Annotated in this window: 16 protein-coding genes, 1 pseudogene and 1 riboswitch; of the genes and pseudogenes, 16 read left to right on the top strand and 1 reads right to left on the bottom strand. The window is 55.4% G+C overall.

Going from position 1 to position 19,776, the window contains the following annotated elements:
- Positions 1–110: 110 nt before the first annotated feature.
- From G477_RS0109940 to G477_RS0109870, 14 genes are all read left to right on the top strand, one after another.
- Positions 111–308, top strand: coding sequence for an NETI motif-containing protein (locus G477_RS0109940; protein ID WP_026697829.1), 198 nt, complete (start codon positions 111–113; stop codon positions 306–308).
- Positions 309–407: 99 nt separating this feature from the next.
- Positions 408–507: riboswitch (purine riboswitch) on the top strand.
- A gap of 216 nt (positions 508–723) precedes the next feature.
- Positions 724–1,209 (top strand): 5-(carboxyamino)imidazole ribonucleotide mutase, encoded by a 486-nt coding sequence (purE, locus tag G477_RS0109935; protein WP_026697828.1) that lies wholly within the window; start codon positions 724–726, stop codon positions 1,207–1,209.
- Complete coding sequence (gene purK / locus G477_RS0109930) at positions 1,206–2,351, top strand: 5-(carboxyamino)imidazole ribonucleotide synthase (protein WP_026697827.1); 1,146 nt, start codon at positions 1,206–1,208, stop codon at positions 2,349–2,351. The genes purE and purK overlap by 4 nt, the downstream gene beginning before the upstream one ends.
- 3 nt (positions 2,352–2,354) lie before the next feature.
- Positions 2,355–3,650, top strand: coding sequence for an adenylosuccinate lyase (purB, locus tag G477_RS0109925; protein ID WP_026697826.1), 1,296 nt, complete (start codon positions 2,355–2,357; stop codon positions 3,648–3,650).
- 21 nt (positions 3,651–3,671) lie between these two features.
- Positions 3,672–4,397 carry a phosphoribosylaminoimidazolesuccinocarboxamide synthase gene (gene purC, locus G477_RS0109920; RefSeq protein WP_035211777.1) on the top strand — a complete coding sequence of 242 codons (726 nt, stop codon included), beginning with the start codon at positions 3,672–3,674 and terminating at the stop codon, positions 4,395–4,397.
- Positions 4,381–4,644 carry a phosphoribosylformylglycinamidine synthase subunit PurS gene (gene purS, locus G477_RS0109915; protein ID WP_026697824.1) on the top strand — a complete coding sequence of 88 codons (264 nt, stop codon included), beginning with the start codon at positions 4,381–4,383 and terminating at the stop codon, positions 4,642–4,644. The genes purC and purS overlap by 17 nt, the downstream gene beginning before the upstream one ends.
- Complete coding sequence (purQ, locus tag G477_RS0109910; RefSeq protein WP_026697823.1) at positions 4,641–5,324, top strand: phosphoribosylformylglycinamidine synthase subunit PurQ; 684 nt, start codon at positions 4,641–4,643, stop codon at positions 5,322–5,324. Before purS ends, purQ begins: the two co-directional genes overlap by 4 nt.
- Entirely contained in the window at positions 5,308–7,533 is a 2,226-nt protein-coding gene (gene purL / locus G477_RS0109905) for a phosphoribosylformylglycinamidine synthase subunit PurL (protein WP_026697822.1), read from the top strand. Before purQ ends, purL begins: the two co-directional genes overlap by 17 nt.
- Positions 7,509–8,933, top strand: coding sequence for an amidophosphoribosyltransferase (purF, locus tag G477_RS0109900; protein ID WP_026697821.1), 1,425 nt, complete (start codon positions 7,509–7,511; stop codon positions 8,931–8,933). Before purL ends, purF begins: the two co-directional genes overlap by 25 nt.
- Positions 8,934–9,968, top strand: a complete 1,035-nt coding sequence (gene purM, locus G477_RS0109895; protein ID WP_026697820.1) for a phosphoribosylformylglycinamidine cyclo-ligase — start codon at positions 8,934–8,936, stop codon at positions 9,966–9,968.
- Entirely contained in the window at positions 9,965–10,549 is a 585-nt protein-coding gene (gene purN, locus G477_RS0109890) for a phosphoribosylglycinamide formyltransferase (protein WP_026697819.1), read from the top strand. The genes purM and purN overlap by 4 nt, the downstream gene beginning before the upstream one ends.
- On the top strand, positions 10,546–12,081 hold the full coding sequence (gene purH, locus G477_RS0109885; RefSeq protein WP_026697818.1) for a bifunctional phosphoribosylaminoimidazolecarboxamide formyltransferase/IMP cyclohydrolase: 1,536 nt from the start codon (positions 10,546–10,548) through the stop codon (positions 12,079–12,081). Before purN ends, purH begins: the two co-directional genes overlap by 4 nt.
- Positions 12,082–12,116: 35 nt before the next feature.
- Positions 12,117–13,391 carry a phosphoribosylamine--glycine ligase gene (purD, locus tag G477_RS0109880; RefSeq protein WP_026697817.1) on the top strand — a complete coding sequence of 425 codons (1,275 nt, stop codon included), beginning with the start codon at positions 12,117–12,119 and terminating at the stop codon, positions 13,389–13,391.
- An 888-nt stretch (positions 13,392–14,279) separates the two neighbouring features.
- Positions 14,280–15,566, top strand: coding sequence for a cytochrome P450 (locus G477_RS0109870; RefSeq protein WP_026697815.1), 1,287 nt, complete (start codon positions 14,280–14,282; stop codon positions 15,564–15,566).
- A gap of 431 nt (positions 15,567–15,997) precedes the next feature.
- Here G477_RS0109870 and fdhA read toward each other — a convergent pair whose 3' ends face one another.
- The gene (gene fdhA / locus G477_RS0109865) at positions 15,998–17,215 is read right to left on the bottom strand and encodes a formaldehyde dehydrogenase, glutathione-independent (protein ID WP_026697814.1); all 1,218 of its coding nucleotides are present in this window, start codon (positions 17,213–17,215) and stop codon (positions 15,998–16,000) included.
- A gap of 214 nt (positions 17,216–17,429) precedes the next feature.
- On the opposite strand from fdhA, the gene G477_RS0109860 reads away from it, so the two are divergent.
- A complete protein-coding gene (locus tag G477_RS0109860; protein ID WP_035211774.1) occupies positions 17,430–19,121 on the top strand; it encodes a sigma-54-dependent Fis family transcriptional regulator in 1,692 nt (563 codons plus the stop codon).
- A gap of 445 nt (positions 19,122–19,566) precedes the next feature.
- Positions 19,567–19,776 (top strand): annotated as a pseudogene (locus G477_RS0109850) (IS110 family transposase); the annotation flags it as partial.

Genomic DNA, 19,776 nt, shown 5'->3' with positions numbered 1-19,776 from the left:
TGTCCGCCGTTTCCGGTGCTGCAGCCGGAAATGGTATTTTCGGCAGGGAGGGGCGTGCGGTATAATACAGGCAGATGACAGAGCGCGATTTTACGTAAAGGGGCGTTAAGATGACAGAGAAGAAGAAAAAAAAGAAGAAGTTCGTCGTGGAAAAAGGTGAATCTATTACGGAGTGTCTGGCCAGAATGGAGAAGGAAGGCTACCATCCGGTGCGCCGCATGGAGGAGCCCGTTCTGCAGGAGACGAAAGAAGGAGTGGAGACGGCCTATCAGCAAATTGTGTTTGAAGGAAGGTTGTCAGACGAGTGATCGCGGTTTTTCATCACTTAAATACGAACAATGATTCGCCGGAGAGGTGTAAATGTTCGAAAAAAGTTGACCGGCTGATTCAGCTCCTGCTATGATAGAAGCAGATTGCATACAGCACCTCATATAATATCGGGAATCGGGCCCGAGAGTCTCTACCTGCGGCCATAACCAGCAGACTATGAGGAGCGGAGATACAAAGCGACAGCAGCGATGGGACGTATATGCGTCTCCTCTCTCCTCATGCCCGCAGACGGGCGTCAGGTTTTCTGTCACAGGCATGTGTCTTATCGTTCCCTCAAGCTCAGGCGCAGGCGGATGATAGGACACTTTTTTTGTTGAATCAAGCAGAATCAGCTGCGCAGCATCACCGAAGCGCGCGTCTGGTCTGCTGTAAATGGAAGTCTGGAGGGTAAATATGAAAGCAAAAGTAGGCGTGATCATGGGTTCGACATCGGATTGGGAAACAATGAAGCATACCGTGGATACACTTCAGGAGCTAGGCGTTCCGCACGAGACGGAAGTCGTGTCGGCGCACCGGACACCGGACAGAATGTTCACGTATGCAGAAGAGGCGAAAGACCGCGGGCTCGAGGTCATCATTGCTGGAGCTGGAGGAGCCGCACACCTGCCCGGAATGACAGCGGCGAAGACCAGCCTTCCTGTCATCGGCGTACCGGTGGAGTCCAAAGCACTGCAGGGCATGGATTCCCTGCTGTCGATCGTGCAGATGCCGGCGGGCGTACCAGTCGCCACAACGGCTATTGGCAGAGCCGGCGCCGTCAATGCAGCACTTCTTGCGGCCAGACAGCTCAGTGTCCATGATGAACAGATTCACGATGCACTGGAACGACGCAGAAAAGAGAAAGAAAAAGAAGTGCTCGAAACGGGGGAGCTGTCATGACTGGACGATGGATCGCACCGGGCTCCGTGATCGGTATCCTCGGCGGAGGTCAGCTCGGCCGGATGATGGCGCTATCCGCCAGAGAGATGGGGTACCGGATCGCCGTACTGGAGCCGAATGCGGACTCACCTGCCGGCATGGTCGCTGACAAAGAAGTCACAGCAGGCTATGACGACCGCAGCGGAGCCGAGATACTGGCGGATGAATGCGATGTGCTCACCTATGAATTTGAGAATATCACCGCAGAGACCGCTGATTTTTTAGAAGAGACCCTATACCTGCCGCAGGGCAGCCGCCTGCTTCGGATCAGCCAGGACCGGCTCGCGGAAAAAGAAACGATCACGTCGTTCGATATACCGGTCGTTCCTTACCGAGGCATTCACACATACGCGGAGCTGCTGGAGGCCGTTGAAGAGATTGGGTATCCGGCTGTTCTGAAAACCACGCGTGGCGGTTATGACGGGAAAGGCCAGCGCATCATAGAAGATGAAAAAGCGCTGCTTCCAGCGTGGGAAGCCCTCTGCACGGCGGCGCCACTTGTGATCGAGGAGAAGCTTGATTTCGACTGTGAAATTTCCGTCATCGTCACGCGCAGTGTCCACGGTGAAATCACCACGTTCCCAACAGCCGAAAACAAGCACCGCGGCGGCATTCTTCATCAAACCATCGTCCCTGCGCGTCTCTCGGAGGATCTGCAGGAACAGGCCCAGGAACTGGCGCTCCGCTTCGCCTCATCGATCGATCTGGTTGGCACACTCGCGGTGGAGATGTTCGTTGCTGGCGGGAGCATCTATGTGAACGAAATAGCGCCCCGCCCGCATAATTCCGGCCATTTTACGATCAATGCCTGCGAGACGTCGCAGTTCGAACAGCATATCCGTGCTGTCTGCGGCTGGCCGCTCGGGTCGACGGAGCTGTTGAAGCCGGTCGTCATGGTGAATCTGCTCGGACAGCACGTCGAATCTTATCTGGAGCAGCACCGCCGGCTCCCGACAGGCCATCTGCATTTGTATGGAAAGAAAGAAGCGAAACATAACCGGAAAATGGGGCACGTCACCTTTATGGCGGATCATACCGGCGACATCCTCGCAGAACTCGACGCTTCACCGGTATGGAACATGGACATAAATCAGGAGGCATAAATCATGATTGAACGATATACAAGACCCGAGATGGGACAGATTTGGACGGATGACAACCGGTATCAGGCGTGGCTGGAAGTAGAAATTCTCGCCTGTGAAGCCTGGGCGGAGCTGGGAGAAATTCCAAAAGCGGACGTGCAGAAAATCCGGCAGAGCGCTTCGTTTGATACGGCGCGTATTCTGGAGATTGAAGAAGAAACGCGCCACGATGTGGTTGCCTTCACGAGAGCCGTGTCGGAAACACTCGGAGAAGAGAAAAAATGGGTGCACTACGGCCTGACGTCCACCGATGTCGTCGACACCGCCCTCTCCTACACACTGAAACAGGCAAACGACATCATCGAGAAGGACCTGGAGCGTTTCCTTGCCGTGTTGAAAGCGAAAGCCGAAGAGCACCGGTACACCGTCATGATGGGGAGAACGCACGGCGTTCACGCCGAGCCGACCACCTTCGGCTTGAAACTGGCCCTCTGGTATGAAGAAATGAAGCGGAACATGGAACGTTTCCGCCAGGCGGCAGAAGGGATCCGCGTCGGCAAGCTTTCCGGAGCCGTCGGAACGTATGCCAACATTGATCCATTCATCGAAGAATATGTGTGCAGCGGACTCGGGCTGGAACGAGCACCTATTTCCACACAGACGCTGCAGCGGGACCGCCATGCCCACTATATTGCGACACTGTCTCTCATCGCTTCTTCTATTGAAAAGATGGCTGTCGAGATCCGGGGCCTGCAGAAGAGCGAAACGCGGGAAGTGGAAGAGTTTTTCGCGAAAGGGCAGAAAGGCTCCTCCGCGATGCCGCACAAACGGAATCCGATCGGCTCGGAAAACATGACCGGTCTTGCCCGCATTCTCCGCGGCCATGTTGTTACGGCTTATGAGAACGTCGCCCTCTGGCATGAGCGGGATATTTCCCATTCTTCCGCCGAGCGGATCATGCTCCCGGATGCGACAACAGCCATCAACTACATGCTCAACCGCTTTGCAGGGATCGTCGAGAAGCTGACCGTCTTCCCAGAGAACATGGAGCGCAACATGGGCGCAACGTATGGGCTGATTTTCTCTCAGCGGGTGCTTTTGACATTGATCGATAAAGGCATGTCCCGGGAAGAAGCGTATGATCTCGTTCAGCCGAAAGCGATGCAGGCATGGGAAGAAGGCCGGCCGTTCCGCGGACTGGTCGAGGCAGATGAAGCCGTCACCTCACGATTAACGAGCGAAGAATTGGACGAGTGCTTCGATTACAAGCATCACTTGAAACAAGTCGACATGATTTTTGACCGTCTCGGACTCTCTTAAGACGAAAGGGGCATACCAACAATGGGGCAGCGTTGTTTATATGAAGGAAAAGCCAAGCAGGTGTTTGAGACAGAGGAGCCGGATGTGCTGCGGATTGTCTACAAAGACGAAGCGACCGCATTCAACGGTGAGAAGAAGGAAGTACTGGAGGGGAAAGGCCGGCTGAACAATGAAATCAGCTCCCGCCTGTTCCAGCTTCTGCAGGAAAAAGGGATCCAGAGCCATTTTGTCCGACGTCTCTCGGATACGGAGCAGCTCGTCCGCCGTGTGGATATCGTCCCGCTCGAAGTGGTCGTACGTAATACCGCTGCCGGCAGTATCGTCCGGCGAACCGGGCTGGCACGCGGCACTGTGCTGCAGCCGCCGGTGATCGAGTTTTACTACAAGCAGGATGACCTCGGCGATCCACTGCTGAACGAGGCCCATATTGCGCAGCTGCAGCTGGCATGGCCCTGGGAACTGCGCAGCATGGAGGACATGGCTCGGGCCGTGAACAGCGCCCTGCTTGATGTCTTTGCCGATGCCGGCCTGGATCTGGTTGATTTCAAATTGGAATTCGGCCGCACACCGGACGGCGAACTCATGCTGGCCGATGAAGTGTCCCCCGATACGTGCCGTCTCTGGGACCAGGAAACAGGCGAATCACTCGATAAAGATGTCTTCCGCTTTGGTGATGGCGGCCTGCAGGACGTCTATGAACAGATTTTACAACGACTAGGAGGAACCCCTGATGGCGAAAACGTATGATGCAACGGTGTATGTGACGTGGAAGAGCGGTGTTCTGGATCCGCAGGGCAGCGCCGTACAGGATTCTCTGCAGCAGCTCGGCTATGACAATGTATCCGGCACCACCATTTCGAAAATGATTCAGCTTCGGATCGAAGCCGAACCAGGACAGGCGGAGCAGCAGATGGAAGAGATGTGTGAAAAGCTGCTCGCCAACCCGGTCATTGAAGATTATACGTTTGAGCTGGAGGAGGTTGTCGCGCAATGAAGTTTGCAGTGATTCTCTTCCCGGGCTCCAACTGTGATGTCGATATGTACCACGCGGTCATCGACGGGATCGGTGAAGAAGCAGTGTACGTCCGCCATGACGAAACAAGCCTGGAAGGCATGGATGCGGTTCTGCTCCCGGGCGGATTTTCCTACGGCGACTACCTCCGAGGAGGTGCGATTGCCCACCTTGCCCCCATCATGAGCGAAGTCCAGCGTTTCGCGGAAGAAGGGAAGCCGGTGCTCGGTGTATGCAACGGATTCCAGATTCTTCTCGAAAGCCGCCTGCTGCCGGGAGCGATGCGACGGAACGAGGGGCTGCACTTCATCTGCAGAACGGTAACCCTGAAGGTGGAAGAGGCAGATACGATGTTTACGACCGGCTATGACAAAGGCGAACATATCCGGATTCCAGTGGCCCACGGCGAAGGAAGCTATTACTGCAGCGAGGACCAGCTCGAGGAGCTTCAAGAGGAGAACCGGATTCTCTTCACGTACGACGACAACATCAATGGTTCCGTCGGCAGCATTGCCGGTATTACGAACGAACAGGGAAATGTCCTCGGCATGATGCCTCATCCGGAGCGGGCTGTAGAAAAACTGCTCGGCTCGGATGACGGACTGCGCTTGTTTACATCGATAGTGAAACAATGGAGGGAAAACCATGCAGCTACTACATGAGCCATCGGCAGAAAAAATTCAGGAAGACAAGCTGTATCACGACATGGGCGTCAAAGATGATGAGTTCGTATCGATTACAGACATTCTCGGCCGTCTGCCGAACTATACGGAGCTCGGCTTGTTCTCCGTCATGTGGTCGGAACACTGCAGCTACAAAAATTCCAAAGTACTGCTCCGGAAATTCCCGGTCGAAGGACCCCGCGTGCTGCAGGGGCCCGGGGAAGGCGCCGGCGTGATCGACATCGATGATGAACAGGCCGTTGTGTTTAAGATCGAGAGCCACAACCATCCATCCGCCGTGGAACCATATGAGGGTGCAGCGACAGGGGTCGGCGGGATCATCCGCGACGTCTTCTCGATGGGAGCCCGACCGGTCGCGCTGCTGAATTCCCTCCGATTCGGAGAACTCGGCTCCGGCCGTGTGAACTATTTGTTCGAAGGCGTAACAGCAGGTATATCCGGCTATGGCAACTGCGTCGGAATTCCGACAGTCGGCGGTGAAGTCCAGTTTGATCCATGCTATGAGGGCAATCCGCTCGTCAACGCGATGTGCGTCGGGCTGATCGACCATGCGGACATTCAGAAAGGCCAGGCCAAAGGAATCGGGAACCCTGTCCTCTACGTCGGCGCGAGCACCGGCCGAGACGGCATCCACGGAGCGACGTTCGCGTCGGAGGAGTTGAGCGAAGACTCGGAATCGAAGCGGCCGGCAGTGCAGGTCGGCGATCCCTTTATGGAAAAACTGCTGATCGAAGCGTGTCTGGAAGCCGTCCGTCATCCGAAGCTCGTCGGCATCCAGGACATGGGGGCAGCCGGACTCACCTCTTCGTCGGCGGAAATGGCGAGTAAGGCTGGATCCGGCATCACGATGAACCTTGACCTCGTGCCCCAGCGGGAACAGCACATGACGCCGTATGAAATGATGCTCTCGGAATCCCAGGAACGCATGCTGCTAGTCGTAGAAAAAGGAAGCGAGCAGGAATTCTATGATATTTTTGCTCGGTGGGGCCTGCATGCCGTCAACGTTGGAGAAGTTACCGATGATAAGCGGCTGACACTGCTCCACGAAGGGAAGACGGCTGCGGACGTACCAGTGGATGCCCTCGCAGAGGAAGCACCTGTGTACCACCAGCCTTCACAGGAACCGGAACGGTTCGCGCGTTTTCAGCAGATGAACTACCGTCCGGAAGTAACGGATTATGCAGCCGTACTCGAATCCCTGCTGCAGCAGCCGACGATTGCCAGCAAGGAGTGGGTCTACGATCAGTATGATTACATGGTACGCACGAATACGGTCGTACAGCCAGGATCAGACAGTGCGGTTCTGCGGCTCCGCGGGACAGACAAAGCACTCGCGATGACGACCGACTGCAACTCCCGGTTTTTATATCTCGATCCGTACGAAGGCGGAAAGCGCGCAGTAGTTGAAGCAGCGCGGAACATCGCCGCTTCCGGGGGCGAACCGCTCGGCGTGACCGACTGCCTCAACTACGGAAGTCCGGAGAACCCAGAGATCTTCTGGGAACTCGAACGGTCCACGGACGGCCTGAGCGAGGCATGCCGGGAGCTGGAAGCGCCGGTCGTCGGCGGAAATGTGTCGTTGTATAACGAAACAGCCAAAGGAGCGGTGTATCCAACGCCGGTAATCGGCATGGTCGGGCTGATTCATCATCTCGATCATATTACGACCCAACACGTGAAACAGGCGGGGGATGATGTCTATTTCCTCGGCCGCATCACGCCGGATTTTGCCGGCAGTGAACTGCAGAAGCTGCAGGAAGGCTCGATTTTCGGGCCTGTCCGGGAAGTGGATCTGCAGCAGGAAAAAGCATGGATTGCCGGGGTGCTGGAGGCTGTGCGGACAGGCATCTCCTCAGCGCATGACATCAGCGAAGGCGGTACCGCCTGTGCACTCGCAGAGAAGCTGTTCGGAACAACGCTCGGCATGGAGATTGACCTGCCGCATGACGATACACTGGCTGCCCTGTTTGCTGAAGGGACGAACGGCTATCTGCTGACGGCCCCTGCTTCTCAGCGGGAGGCGCTTGCAGCAGCCGTACCGGGACTGGAACGGATTGGCCAAGTGACAGACGAGAACCGATTGATCATCAGAAGCAGCAGCGGAGAGAACGTCATCAACACAGAAGCAGCACAGCTGGAAGACAGCTGGAGAGGGGCGATTGCATGCGCACTGAAATCAAAGGTCTGAACGAAGAATGCGGCGTATTCGGCGTCTGGGGACATGTAGAAGCTTCCCATTTAACATACTACGGGCTGCACAGTCTGCAGCACCGCGGTCAGGAAGGCGCCGGTATTGTTGTCACGGACGGCGAGCAGCTGAAAGTCCAGAAAGGCATGGGACTGGTCAACGACGTGTTTACAGAGGAGAAGCTGGACAGGATGAAAGGTCACGGCGCCATCGGCCATGTCCGCTATACGACAGCAGGAGACAGTGATTTTATCAACTGCCAGCCACTGCAGTTCAATTCGCAGACCGGCAGTCTTGCCCTGGCCCATAACGGCAATATCGTAAACGCCTCGGCGCTGAAACATCAGCTGGAGCATCAGGGAAGCATTTTTCAAACAACGTCCGACACGGAAGTCATCGCACATTTGATCAAACGGAGCGGCTATCCGGATCTGCGTGATTCGATCAAGAACGCGCTGTCGATGGTCAAGGGGGCCTATGCCCTCGCCTGCCTGATTGAAGATGCCATGATCGTGGCGCTGGATCCTGACGGACTGCGTCCACTGTCGATCGGCCGGATCGGCGATGCGTACGTCGTCTCCTCGGAAACGTGTGCATTCGATATCATCGGTGCTGAATTCATTCATGAAGTGCAGCCCGGTGAGCTGATCACCATCGACGACGACGGAATGCAGATCGATCGTTTCTCCATTCCGAAAGAACGCTCGCTCTGTTCCATGGAGTATGTTTATTTTGCCCGTCCGGACAGCAATGTCGACGGCGTGAACATTCACATGGCACGAAAGAATCTCGGCCGGCAGCTTGCAAAAGAAGACCCTGTAGAAGCCGACGTCATCACCGGTGTACCGGATTCCAGTATTTCTGCCGCCATCGGCTATGCAGAAGAAACCGGCGTGCCGTATGAGCTCGGGTTAATCAAAAACCGGTACGTCGGCAGGACGTTTATCCAGCCTTCCCAGGCCCTCCGCGAACAAGGCGTCAAGATGAAGCTGTCTGCCGTCCGCGGCGTCGTCGAAGGAAAACGGGTAGTCATGGTCGACGATTCCATCGTACGCGGAACAACGGCGCGACGGATTGTCAAACTGCTTCGCGAAGCGGGCGCAGCGGAAGTCCACGTCCGTATCAGCTCCCCGCCGATCATCAATCCGTGCTACTACGGCATTGATACATCGACGAAGGGCGAGCTGATCGCCTCGACGAAATCTGTACAGGAGATCCAGGAAGAACTTGGTGCTGATTCGCTCTCGTATCTCAGTATCGACGGATTGAAAGAAGGGATCGGCCGGGATGATCCATCCCCGAACTGCGGACAGTGCCTTGCCTGCTTCACTGGGAATTATCCGACAGACATCTTTCCAGAAGCTGATCATCCGTACGACAAAGTAGTGGGAGGCAGATAAATGGTAGATGCCTATAAACGCTCCGGCGTTGACGTAGAAGCAGGGTATGAAGGAGTCCGGCGGATCGGCAGTCACGTGCGTTCCACACATCGTCCGGAAGTGCTCGGCAGTCTCGGCGGTTTCGGTGGTATGTTTGATATCAGCCGGCTCGGCTATGACGAACCGGTGCTCATTTCTGGAACAGACGGGGTCGGGACAAAGCTGCTCATTGCCCAGCAGCTCGACAAGCACGACACGATCGGGATCGATGCCGTGGCCATGTGTGTCAATGACATCCTCGCGCAGGGCGCGGAGCCGCTGTTTTTCCTGGACTATTTGGCGCTCGGCAAAAATGATCCGGCCCGCGTGGAAGCTGTTGTCTCCGGCATCGCAGCCGGCTGCAGGGAAGCGGGCTGTGCCCTGATCGGCGGCGAAACTGCCGAGATGCCGGATTTGTATGAAGAACAGGAGTATGATGTAGCCGGTTTTGTCACGGGAGCAGCCGATAAAAAAGCGCTTTGGCAGACAGCCGGACGCGGGGACGTACTCATCGGGCTCGCCTCGAGCGGGATTCACAGCAACGGGTTTTCCCTCGTACGCCGGATTACTGCTGAACAGGGGCTCCAGTGGGATGATCCGGCCCCTTTCGCTAAAGATATGTCGCTGGGGGAAGCGCTGCTGACGCCGACGAGAATTTATAAACAGGCGTTGGAAGGACTGCTGGGGAATGCTTCTATCCATGCCGCGGCCCACATTACCGGCGGCGGCCTGGTGGAGAATATTCCGAGGATGCTCGGCGATTATGGCGCGGATATCGATCTCAGTGATGTGTCCCGTCCCCGCGTGTTCGACTGGCTGCAGGAAGCTGGAGGACTGAGCCAGGAAGATATGCAGGGCACGTTCAATCTCGGCATCGGGTTCGTGCTCGCAGTGGACCGTGATCACCAGAAGTCTGTGCTGAAGAAGCTGGAGGAAAACGGCGAGAAGCCGGTCGTTATCGGCCGTGTCCGGAACAAAAGCGGACTCCGCATCACCGACGGGGAGGATTTTTCATGAGAACAGCACTTTTTGCTTCTGGATCCGGCAGCAACGTTGAAGCCATCGTCGCTGCTGCACGTGAAGGTAAGGTGAACCTGGAGCCGGTACTGATCGTCTGTGACCGGCCCGGCGCAGGAGTGGAAAAGCGAGCGGAGCGGCTGGGCCTTCCGCTTTTTTCTGTGCGGCCATCGGATTATAAGGACAAAGCAGCCTATGAACGAGCGCTTACAGCTGAATTAAAGCGGATCGGTGTTGAGCTGATTCTGCTCGCCGGCTACATGCGGCTTGCCGGACCGGAGCTGCTGCGCGCGTTTGGCGGTCGGATGCTGAACATCCATCCTTCGCTGCTGCCGTCATTTCCGGGCCTTCATGCCGTGCGTCAGGCGCTGGAGGCAGGAGTGAAAGTCACGGGAGCAACGGTTCATCTTGTAGATGAAGGAATGGATACGGGGCCAATTATTGCCCAGAAACCTGTTACAATAGAAGAGTCGGAGACGGAAGAGAGTCTCCAGAAGAAAATACAGCAGGTGGAGCATGTACTGTATCCGCAGGCTGTACAACAGTTTCAACAGAGCCTGAAGGAGCGTGGACAACAGTGACGAAACGAGCATTAGTTAGTGTATCGGATAAGACGAATATTACCGCTTTTGTGCAGGGACTTGCCGATGCCGGCGTGGAGATCATCTCTACCGGCGGCACGAAGAACATGCTGCAGGAAGCCGGCATTCCAGTCATCGGCATCGAGGCAGTGACCGGATTTCCGGAAATGATGGACGGACGGGTGAAGACCCTGCATCCGGCGATCCATGGCGGCCTTCTCGGTGTCCGCAGCAACGAATCGCATATGGCGGCGCTGGAACAGGAAGAGATCGGTCTGATTGATTACGTGATCGTGAATCTCTATCCGTTCCAGCAGACCATTGAGGATCCTGCGTCTACTTTCCAGGATGCCGTAGAAAACATTGATATCGGCGGGCCGTCCATGATCCGTTCAGCGGCCAAAAACCACGAAGACGTCACCATCATCGTCGATGCCGACGATTACGAACCGGTCCTCCATGAAATTCGGGAAACAGGAGAAACGATGCACCGGACACGCCAGAAGCTGGCCGCGAAAGCATTCCGCCACACGGCTGCCTACGATGCGCTGATTTCCGAGTATATGACGAAATACGTAGGGGAAGAAGCGCCGGAGAAGGTAACGCGCACCTACAATCTCAAGCAGACCCTCCGGTACGGGGAGAACCCGCATCAAAATGCGGCTTTCTATGAACGTCCGCTTTCCAGCAAAGCTTCCATTGCCCGATCGGTACAGCTGCACGGGAAGGAGCTCTCCTATAACAACATCAACGATGCCGATGCAGCCATTGCGGTCATCCGTGATTTTCAGGAGCCGGCAGTCGCTGCGATTAAACACATGAATCCTTGTGGGGTCGGCGTCGGCGGAGACATCCAGCAGGCATATGAAAAAGCCTATGCCGCAGATTCGACTTCGATTTTCGGAGGAATTGTCGCCTGCAATCGGGAAGTCGATGCAGAAACTGCAGCTCAGATGAAAGAGATTTTCCTCGAAATCATTCTCGCTCCCTCGTTCTCCGAGGAGGCAAAAAAGATTCTGATGGAGAAGAAGAACCTTCGTCTGCTTGAAATCGACCTGGAGAGCCACTATGCTGGAGAAAGTCGAGTGACGACAGTATCCGGCGGTGCGCTGATGCAGGAGACGGACACGCTCACGTACGAAGACGTGGAAGTCACGATCCCAACGGACCGGAAACCATCGGACCGGGAGCTGGAACAGATGAAGATGGCGTGGAAAGTCGTCAAGCACGTGAAATCCAATGCGATCGTGCTGGCGAAAGAAGACCGCACCATCGGTATCGGAGCCGGTCAGATGAACCGGATCGGGGCCGCGGAAATTGCACTGAAACAAGCAGGGGAAGAAGCGGAAGGCAGTGTCATGGCCTCGGATGCGTTCTTCCCGATGGGCGACACCGTGGAGGCTGCTGCCAAAGCCGGCGTTGCGGCTGTCATCCAGCCCGGCGGATCGAAGCGGGATCAAGAGTCGATTGATATGGCGAATGAGTACGGGATTGCCATGGTCTTTACCGGCGTCCGTCACTTTAAACATTAAAAATTCAATCCGAAATGAACAGCAGGAGGTTCCCTATGAATGTATTGATAGTCGGCGGCGGCGGCCGCGAGCATGCGCTGGCATGGAAAATGGCGGATTCCGATGTGATCGATGAAGTACTGATCGCACCCGGAAGCGATGCGATGGGCCAAATCATGGACTGCCGCGTCCTGGACGTGGCAGAAGAGGATCAGGAGGCTCTCGTCCAGACAGCGCAGGATGAAGAGGTGGAACTGGTGATCATCGGTCCGGAAGCGCCGCTTGCAGCGGGGCTGACCGACCGGATGCAGCAGGCAGGCCTGCGCGTCTTTGGTCCCACCGCGGAAGCGGCCCGGCTGGAGAGCAGCAAACAGTTCGCAAAAGAAATCATGCACAAATACAATATCCCGACCGGAGCCTACGCTGCTTTCACGGACGCCGAAGAGGCGAAAGCCTACATTCGGGAGCAGGGAGCCCCTATCGTCGTCAAGGCGGATGGTCTGGCAGCCGGGAAAGGGGTGACGGTTGCCGCTACCATGGATGAAGCCATCGAAGCGGTCGATGCCGCCATGACGGAGAAAGCCTTCGGTGAGGCGGGATCCTCGGTCGTGGTAGAAGAGTACCTTGAAGGAGAAGAGCTTTCCTTCATGGCTCTCGTCCACGGCACCAGTGTCGTCCCGCTGGTGACCGCCCAGGACCATAAGCGGGCTTTTGACGGAGGAACCGGTCCGAACACCGGCGGCATGGGCGCCTATTCGCCCGTTCCTCACCTGGACGGGGCGTGGCTCGAGCAGGCAGAAAAGACGATTCTCCGTCCGATGGCCGAAGCACTGGAGCAGGAAGGGATTGCCTTTACCGGGGTTCTTTATGCAGGATTGATGATTACGGAAGAAGGTCCTAAGGTCATTGAATTTAATGTCCGATTCGGTGATCCGGAGACCCAGGTGATTCTGCCGCGGCTCGAGAGCGACCTCGTCCAGGTGCTGCTGGATGTCATGGACGGAAAAGAGCCGGAGCTGCAGTGGAGCAGCAACGCCTGTGCCGGCGTCGTTCTGGCTTCAGAAGGATATCCGGGTACTTACGAAAAAGGCATTCCGTTTACGATGCCAATGACACGCTCGGATGAAATACAGCAGTTCTTCCATGCCGGCACCACCGTCAACAGCGAGGAAGTCGGCTGGAAAACGAAAGGCGGGCGTGTGCTTCTGCTGGCTTCTCAGGCTCCGACGCTGCAGGAGGCGCTCCAGATGACATACGACGTCCTCCGGCAGAAAGACTGGCCGGGCATGTTCTACCGCCAGGATATTGGCCAGCGCGCACTGAAAAAATAAGAAACCGTCACAGAAGCCGTGCCTTTTGGTCGAGGTACCTTTTTTCGGCACGGCAGCCGTATGCCGCTCTCCATAAAAGAGCATGGCATACGGCTTTTTGGCGTGCCCGGACAGAAGGCGGCGGCACAGGAACAGCGGGGGTGGGGCTTCTTGGGACGAGTAAACGCAGAAGCACAGTCGGAACATCTCTTCTTCCCCAAGGCATGGACGTATGTAGGGAAGTCCTGCAGAAAGCATCTGCCTGGTATGGGTGAGCGGTTATGGCATGTGACTCAACCGTGGGAGCTAAGCGTCCCAAACTAAACAAGAAGCGGCCCAAATCTGCTGCGGGCCGGCTCAAAAAAACGCATGTGGCTCAAAAAAATCAGGAAGCGACGCGGCCATAGTTCCAGGCCGCCCGCTTGCCGAGGTCAAGCGTCTCCCATTTGCAGCAGGCCGACCCGCTTTGTAAGCATCAAAGAAGCCGTGTCTTTCAGCCGAAGTACCTTTTTTCGACACGGCAGCCGTATGCCGCTCTTCATAAAAGAGACATACGGCTTTTTGGTGTGCCCGGACAGAAGGCGGCGCTTCGTGCACTGCGCGGAACCCATTCTTCCCTCAAAAAGCCCGCAGCTCTTCCACATGCCGTTCCGACCAAAAGGCGCTTTGCGCTTTTGTTCCATGATAGGAATATATAAGTTTTCATATAGTGTGACGGCGGCTCCATGCGCTGCTCGGGAAGAAACAAAGAACGTTTTCTTCCCTCGAAAAGCTTGCAGCGCTTCCGCACGCCGTTCCGACCAAAAGGCGCTTTGCGATTTTGTTCCGTTGAGTAACAACAGGAGGAGACGATGGCTTCATCTCTTCGCAAACGGGGAATAAGGAACAGGAGGAAGGGGAGAAAGCCAGATGAGCAGCGTCACTGAATTAACCACGTCCCGCATTGAAAATCTTCTGCAGTTCCGCCGCGATCCACTAGCATTCTTTCTGCGTATGCAGGAAGAAGGAGGGCTGGTGCGGCTGCGAACCGGGAAAGCACCGTCGTATGTCCTCTCTGATCCGGACTTGATCCAGGAGGTACTCGTCACGCAGGGAAGCTCCTTTAGAAAAGGAAGGACGTCTGAAGTGCTGGAAAGAACGATCGGTCACGGCGTGCTCTCCAGTGAGGGCAGGCAGCACCAGGAGCAGCGCCGGCAGTTTCAGCCGGTGTTTTACAAAGAGCGGATCCGCAGCTACAGCCGGATCGTGCTGGAAGAAGCAAAGAAAATGACAGAAGAAATCCGCGGGCAAAAAACGGTCCAGCTCGATGCAAACATGATGCAGCTGACACTTACCATCATCTGCCGGTGCATGTTCCATGCCGACGTTGAAGACCGCAAACAGGAAATTGCTGAAGCCGTGGATACGACGATTCGAGAGACAGCAGGCAATCTCATGTCGCCGGTACTGCTTCCCTCGTTTGTGCCGACAGCTTCCAATCTGCGCCATCAGGCAGCGGTACGCACGCTGAACCGTACCGTAGAGCCGCTTATTGAAAAAAATAGAGGGAAGGGAACGATGATGGACCTACTGGAAGAAGCAGCGGGGACCGAACTCCCGCGGCAGGAGCTCCGGGACCAGATGGTAACGATGCTGCTTGCCGGACACGAAACGTCCGCCAATCTGCTTACCTGGACATGGTATCTTCTTTCCCAAAACCCGGAGGCGAGGGCCCGGTTTCAAGAAGAGGTGTCGAGCGTGGAACTGACAGAACCGTATGAGCAGCTGCAGGAACTGCCCTTTACAGAGCAGGTCGTCAAAGAAGCACTGCGTCTGTATCCGCCGGCATGGCTCATATACCGGGAAGCTGCCGAGGATGTCCAGATTGGAGGAGAGACGTTTGCAGCCGGGAGTACATGGATGATCTGCCCGTACTCCATACACCGGAATCCGCGCGTATTTGAAGCGCCGCATCAGTTCCGGCCGGAACGATTTGCGCCTGGCGCAGCGAAGCCGCCGGCCTTCGGGTATTTTCCTTTCGGCGGCGGGGCAAGAAGCTGTATCGGTTCCAGGTTTGCTCTGATGGAAACCGTCATCATCCTCGCCGAACTGGGCCGGCACGTCTGGTTCCGCCCGACGCACGGCATCCGACCGGATCCGCTTGTGTCTCTTCGCATGCAGGAAGGGATGAAGGCACTGGTGCAGGAACGCGCATGACCGCCTTCACGAAAACCGCTGTACGGCCTCCTTTCCGCATGGTTGTCGTTTCGTCCTCCATCCATTTTGGAGACGGGATGAACGAGATCGTTCTGCGATCGACGCAGTTCTTCGACGGCGGACAGAGGAGCCATTTTCGCCGTGAACAACCCCCCCCAGCATCTATATAAGAACAAGCTTTTGACGTATTTTTCAGCGTCACGGATAGAGTGCCGCCAACGTGAAAAAGCGATAGAAAGAGGCCGTTCAACGCTGCCATGTTTGGAATTCTGAATGCAGCTGTGCGGAACACCGGTATATCGATGGGTGGCAGTGTTATGTTGGCTGTAGATAAACGAAACGCTTCCGATGATCCATGTTGGACCATCGGAAGCGTTTTTCACTTATTTAGAGCTGTTTTTGCGAGATGTTGATCAACGACCATCGTACCCTTACTTGCGCAGGTTGTTGTGCGGATCGATGACAAATTTCTTGGAAGCACCGCCGTCAAACTCCTGGTAGCCGCGTGGGGCATCGTCGAGCGAGATCACCGTAGCATTGACTGCTTTAGCGATCTGGGCTCTGCCGCTCATAATGGACTTCATGAGGTAGCGGTGGTACTGCATCACCGGTGTCTGGCCCGTCACGAACGTATGCGCCTTTGCCCAGCCGAGGCCGAGTCGGATTTTCAGCGTACCTTCTTTTGCATCGTCATCCGAAGCACCCGGGTCGCCGGTGACATACAGACCTGGGATCCCGAGCTTACCACCGGCGCGGGTAATCTGCATGATGGAGTTGAGGACGGTTGCCGGTGCTTCGACGTTTCCTGCCCCGTGTGCGGAGGCTTCAAACCCAACCGCATCGACAGCACAGTCCACTTCCGGTGTGCCGAGAATCTGTTCAATCTGCTCCCCGACATCGTCGTGATCACGCAGGTTGATGACCTCACAGCCGAAGCTCTTCGCCTGATCGAGTCGTTCCTGAATCAAGTCGCCGACGATAACGGTGGAAGCACCCAGCAGCTGAGCGGAGTGAGCTGCAGCAAGGCCGACCGGACCTGCACCAGCGATGTAGACCGTTTTACCCGGGGAGACACCGGCACTATAGGAACCGTGGAAACCAGTCGGGAAGATATCAGAGAGCATGGTGAGATCGAGAATCTTATCCATCGCCGCATCTTTATCTGGGAAGCGAAGCAGCTGGAAATCTGCATATGGCACCATGACATACTCCGACTGACCGCCGACCCAGCCACCCATATCAACATAGCCGTACGCAGAACCCGGTCGTTCCGGATTGACGTTCAGACAGATATGCGTGTCCTGTTCTTTACAGGCGCGGCATCGTCCACAGGCGATATTAAACGGAACAGAAACGAGGTCGCCGACTTTCATGAATTCAACATCTCGTCCGCATTCAACAATCTCCCCGGTAATTTCATGTCCGAGAATCAGCCCGGCCGGTGCGGTCGTACGTCCACGCACCATGTGCTGGTCGCTGCCGCAGATGTTTGTTGTAACAACTTTTAAAATGACCCCGTGATCACATTTTCTGCCGACGTTCAGCGGATTGACCCCCGGGCCGTCTCTCAGTACGAGATCCGGATAGTCAATGTTCTGAATTTCTACTTTTCCTGGTTCAATATACGCAACTCCGCGGTTACCTGCCATGCATAATCACCCTCCTGGATAGTTTGTCCACCTCCACTGGGCAGAGATCGACTGTCTATAATTTATGCAAGATACATGCCAACCCGAAATGCCGCATTCGTAAGCGCTTTCTTTTGTGCAGGTATGGTTATATGTTTAAAATAAAGACAGTGGTGTATAATAATCATACAGAACTATCTGAATTTTCTTGCGTCACCTAAAGGAGGATATCTGGTTGGACCGAGCGCTGATCGAAGCATCCCGCAGACGTTGTGAGCAGTCAGGATTATCTCCGTTGGATTCCGTTGATAAAGAAAAGCTGGCAGGGGAGCGGCTGGCTGCCGTACTGGAAAGGCACGAGCCGCTTCTGCTCCACGCAAGGCCTATTTTCGAACATCTCGAGCAGGCGATGGCCGGCCGGGCGTATACCGCAGTTCTGGTGAACTACCGAGGCTGGATTTTATTAAGAGCCGGCAGAATTGGCGATGCTGCCGCGGATGAGGCACTGGATGTCGGCACCAACTGGTCGGAAGAATCGAAAGGAACGAATGCGATGGGGCTAGTCCTGCAGGAAAAACAGCCGGTCGTCATCCATGGAGAGCACCATTTTTATCAGGATCATCATTTTTTGACATGTGCAGCGAGTCCAGTGTATGCACCGGACGGTACGTTCTGCGGCGCCGTGAATATCAGCACCCAGAAAGAAAATTATCATCCGCTGCTGCTCAGTCTGACGAGCACCATCTCAGATGCCCTGCAGGCACACATGCGGGCGGACAGCCGTTCCGAAGAAGAGCAGTTTCTACTCCGGGAACTGGAGGAAACATCCAAGCTCGCCGGGCTTCCCCTTGTGACCCTGAAAGACAACCGGTATGTCATCCGAGCCAATGACCGCGCTAAAGCAATGCTCGGCAGCCACATTATCGGTAAAGAACTGCCGGCGGGATATAAAGGTATGTCCGGCAGCACGATCTCCCGGCGCTCGCTTATGATTCTGCATCCAGAAACGCGCAGCGATCTTTACACTTTCCATGATATCGCCGGAAGCTGTCCCTCCATTCTTCGGGTGAAACAGCTGGCGGAGCGGGCAGCCGGTTCGGATTATCCTGTGATCATCTACGGAGAGAGCGGAACCGGGAAAGAATTGCTGGCACAGGCAGTACATACTGCCGGAATACGGGCCATGCGCCCGTTTGTCGCGCTCAACTGCAGTGCGATCCCCGAGCAGCTGGTGGAGAGCGAGCTCTTCGGCTATGAGAAAGGGGCCTTTACCGGTGCAGCCCAGCGCAGCACAGGGAAATTTGAGGCCGCTCATCAAGGAACAATCTTTCTCGATGAAATCGCCGATCTGCCCCTTCATTCCCAGGGGGCACTGCTGCGGGTGATCCAGGAGAAAACCATCACCCGCATCGGAGGGATCAAGCCGATTCCGATCGATGTCCGGATTATTTCCGCAACGAACAAAAACCTCCGCAGGGAAGTCGAGGAAGGGCGCTTCCGGGAAGATTTATACTACCGTCTGAAAGGGATTCATTTAACGCTGCCGCCACTGAGGGAGCGCACGGACCTGCAGACGCTGTGCGGGGTGCTGCTGGAACAGCTCGGCGAGGGCAGCAGAACGCTCTGTCCCGAAGCGCTCGAAAAGCTGGAAGCCCACCGCTGGCCAGGGAATGTACGGGAACTTCAAAGTGTCCTGATGCAGGCGCTGTTCTATACAGATGAGCCGTTCATCGGACCGGAGGCCATTCAGCTGGAAGCACCGTATGAACGAAGCGCCGGCACTTCGCTGGATCTGCATGAAGTGGAGAAGAGTACCATCGTCCAAGCGCTCCAGGAGAGCGGGACGATTTCGAAGGCGGCAGAGATTCTCGGCATCACGAGAAGCACGTTGTACAAAAAGATCGAGAAATACGAAATTGAACTGTGAGAAGCGGTACAGCCGGATGACGAAGAAGGATCTCTCGTCAGATTACAAAAACATTGCTGTAGAGGATATTTCGCCGTATAATGAAGAGAAATAACAAAGGAATAAGGCATAAAACCCGGATTTGTATAGGAAGAAAATTGTGCGCAAGCACTATTTTCTTCCTTTTTTACAGAATGTAATGTATAAGTTTTCATACAAGGGGACGGCGGCATCTTACGCTGCGCGGGAAGAACGTAGAACCTGTTCTTCCCTTGAAAAGCCTGCAGCGACGATGCACGCCGTTCCGACCAAAAGACGCTGCGCGTTTTTGTTCTAGTATAAGAAAGCATTCCTGTATTGAAGTAATTTGGGGTTTGTCAAAAAAAGAGCCCTCCTGGTAGGATACAAGGTGTCCAAAGCTGATCAGCGAAAAGGACCCCTAACTACTTCCAAGGAGGACTCACGAATGAATTATAACCGAAACGAAAACATCAAGCAAATCCATTCAGAGACATTGATTATCGGTGTTGATATTGCGAAAAAAACCAACTACGCCCGGGCTCAGGATGACCGCGGTATTGATCTTGCCGAAGCCTTTCGGTTCGATAACAGGTATTCTGGATTCCGTGCTTTGTTGGAATGGGTGACTCAACTGAAAACATCGTTTCATAAAACC

The organism is Alkalicoccus chagannorensis DSM 18086, from assembly GCF_000429725.1.
Classification (GTDB): domain Bacteria; phylum Bacillota; class Bacilli; order Bacillales; family Salisediminibacteriaceae; genus Alkalicoccus; species Alkalicoccus chagannorensis.
Note: the sequence above shows the minus strand (reverse complement) of the source record. Positions and strands in the feature narration are given on the sequence as shown.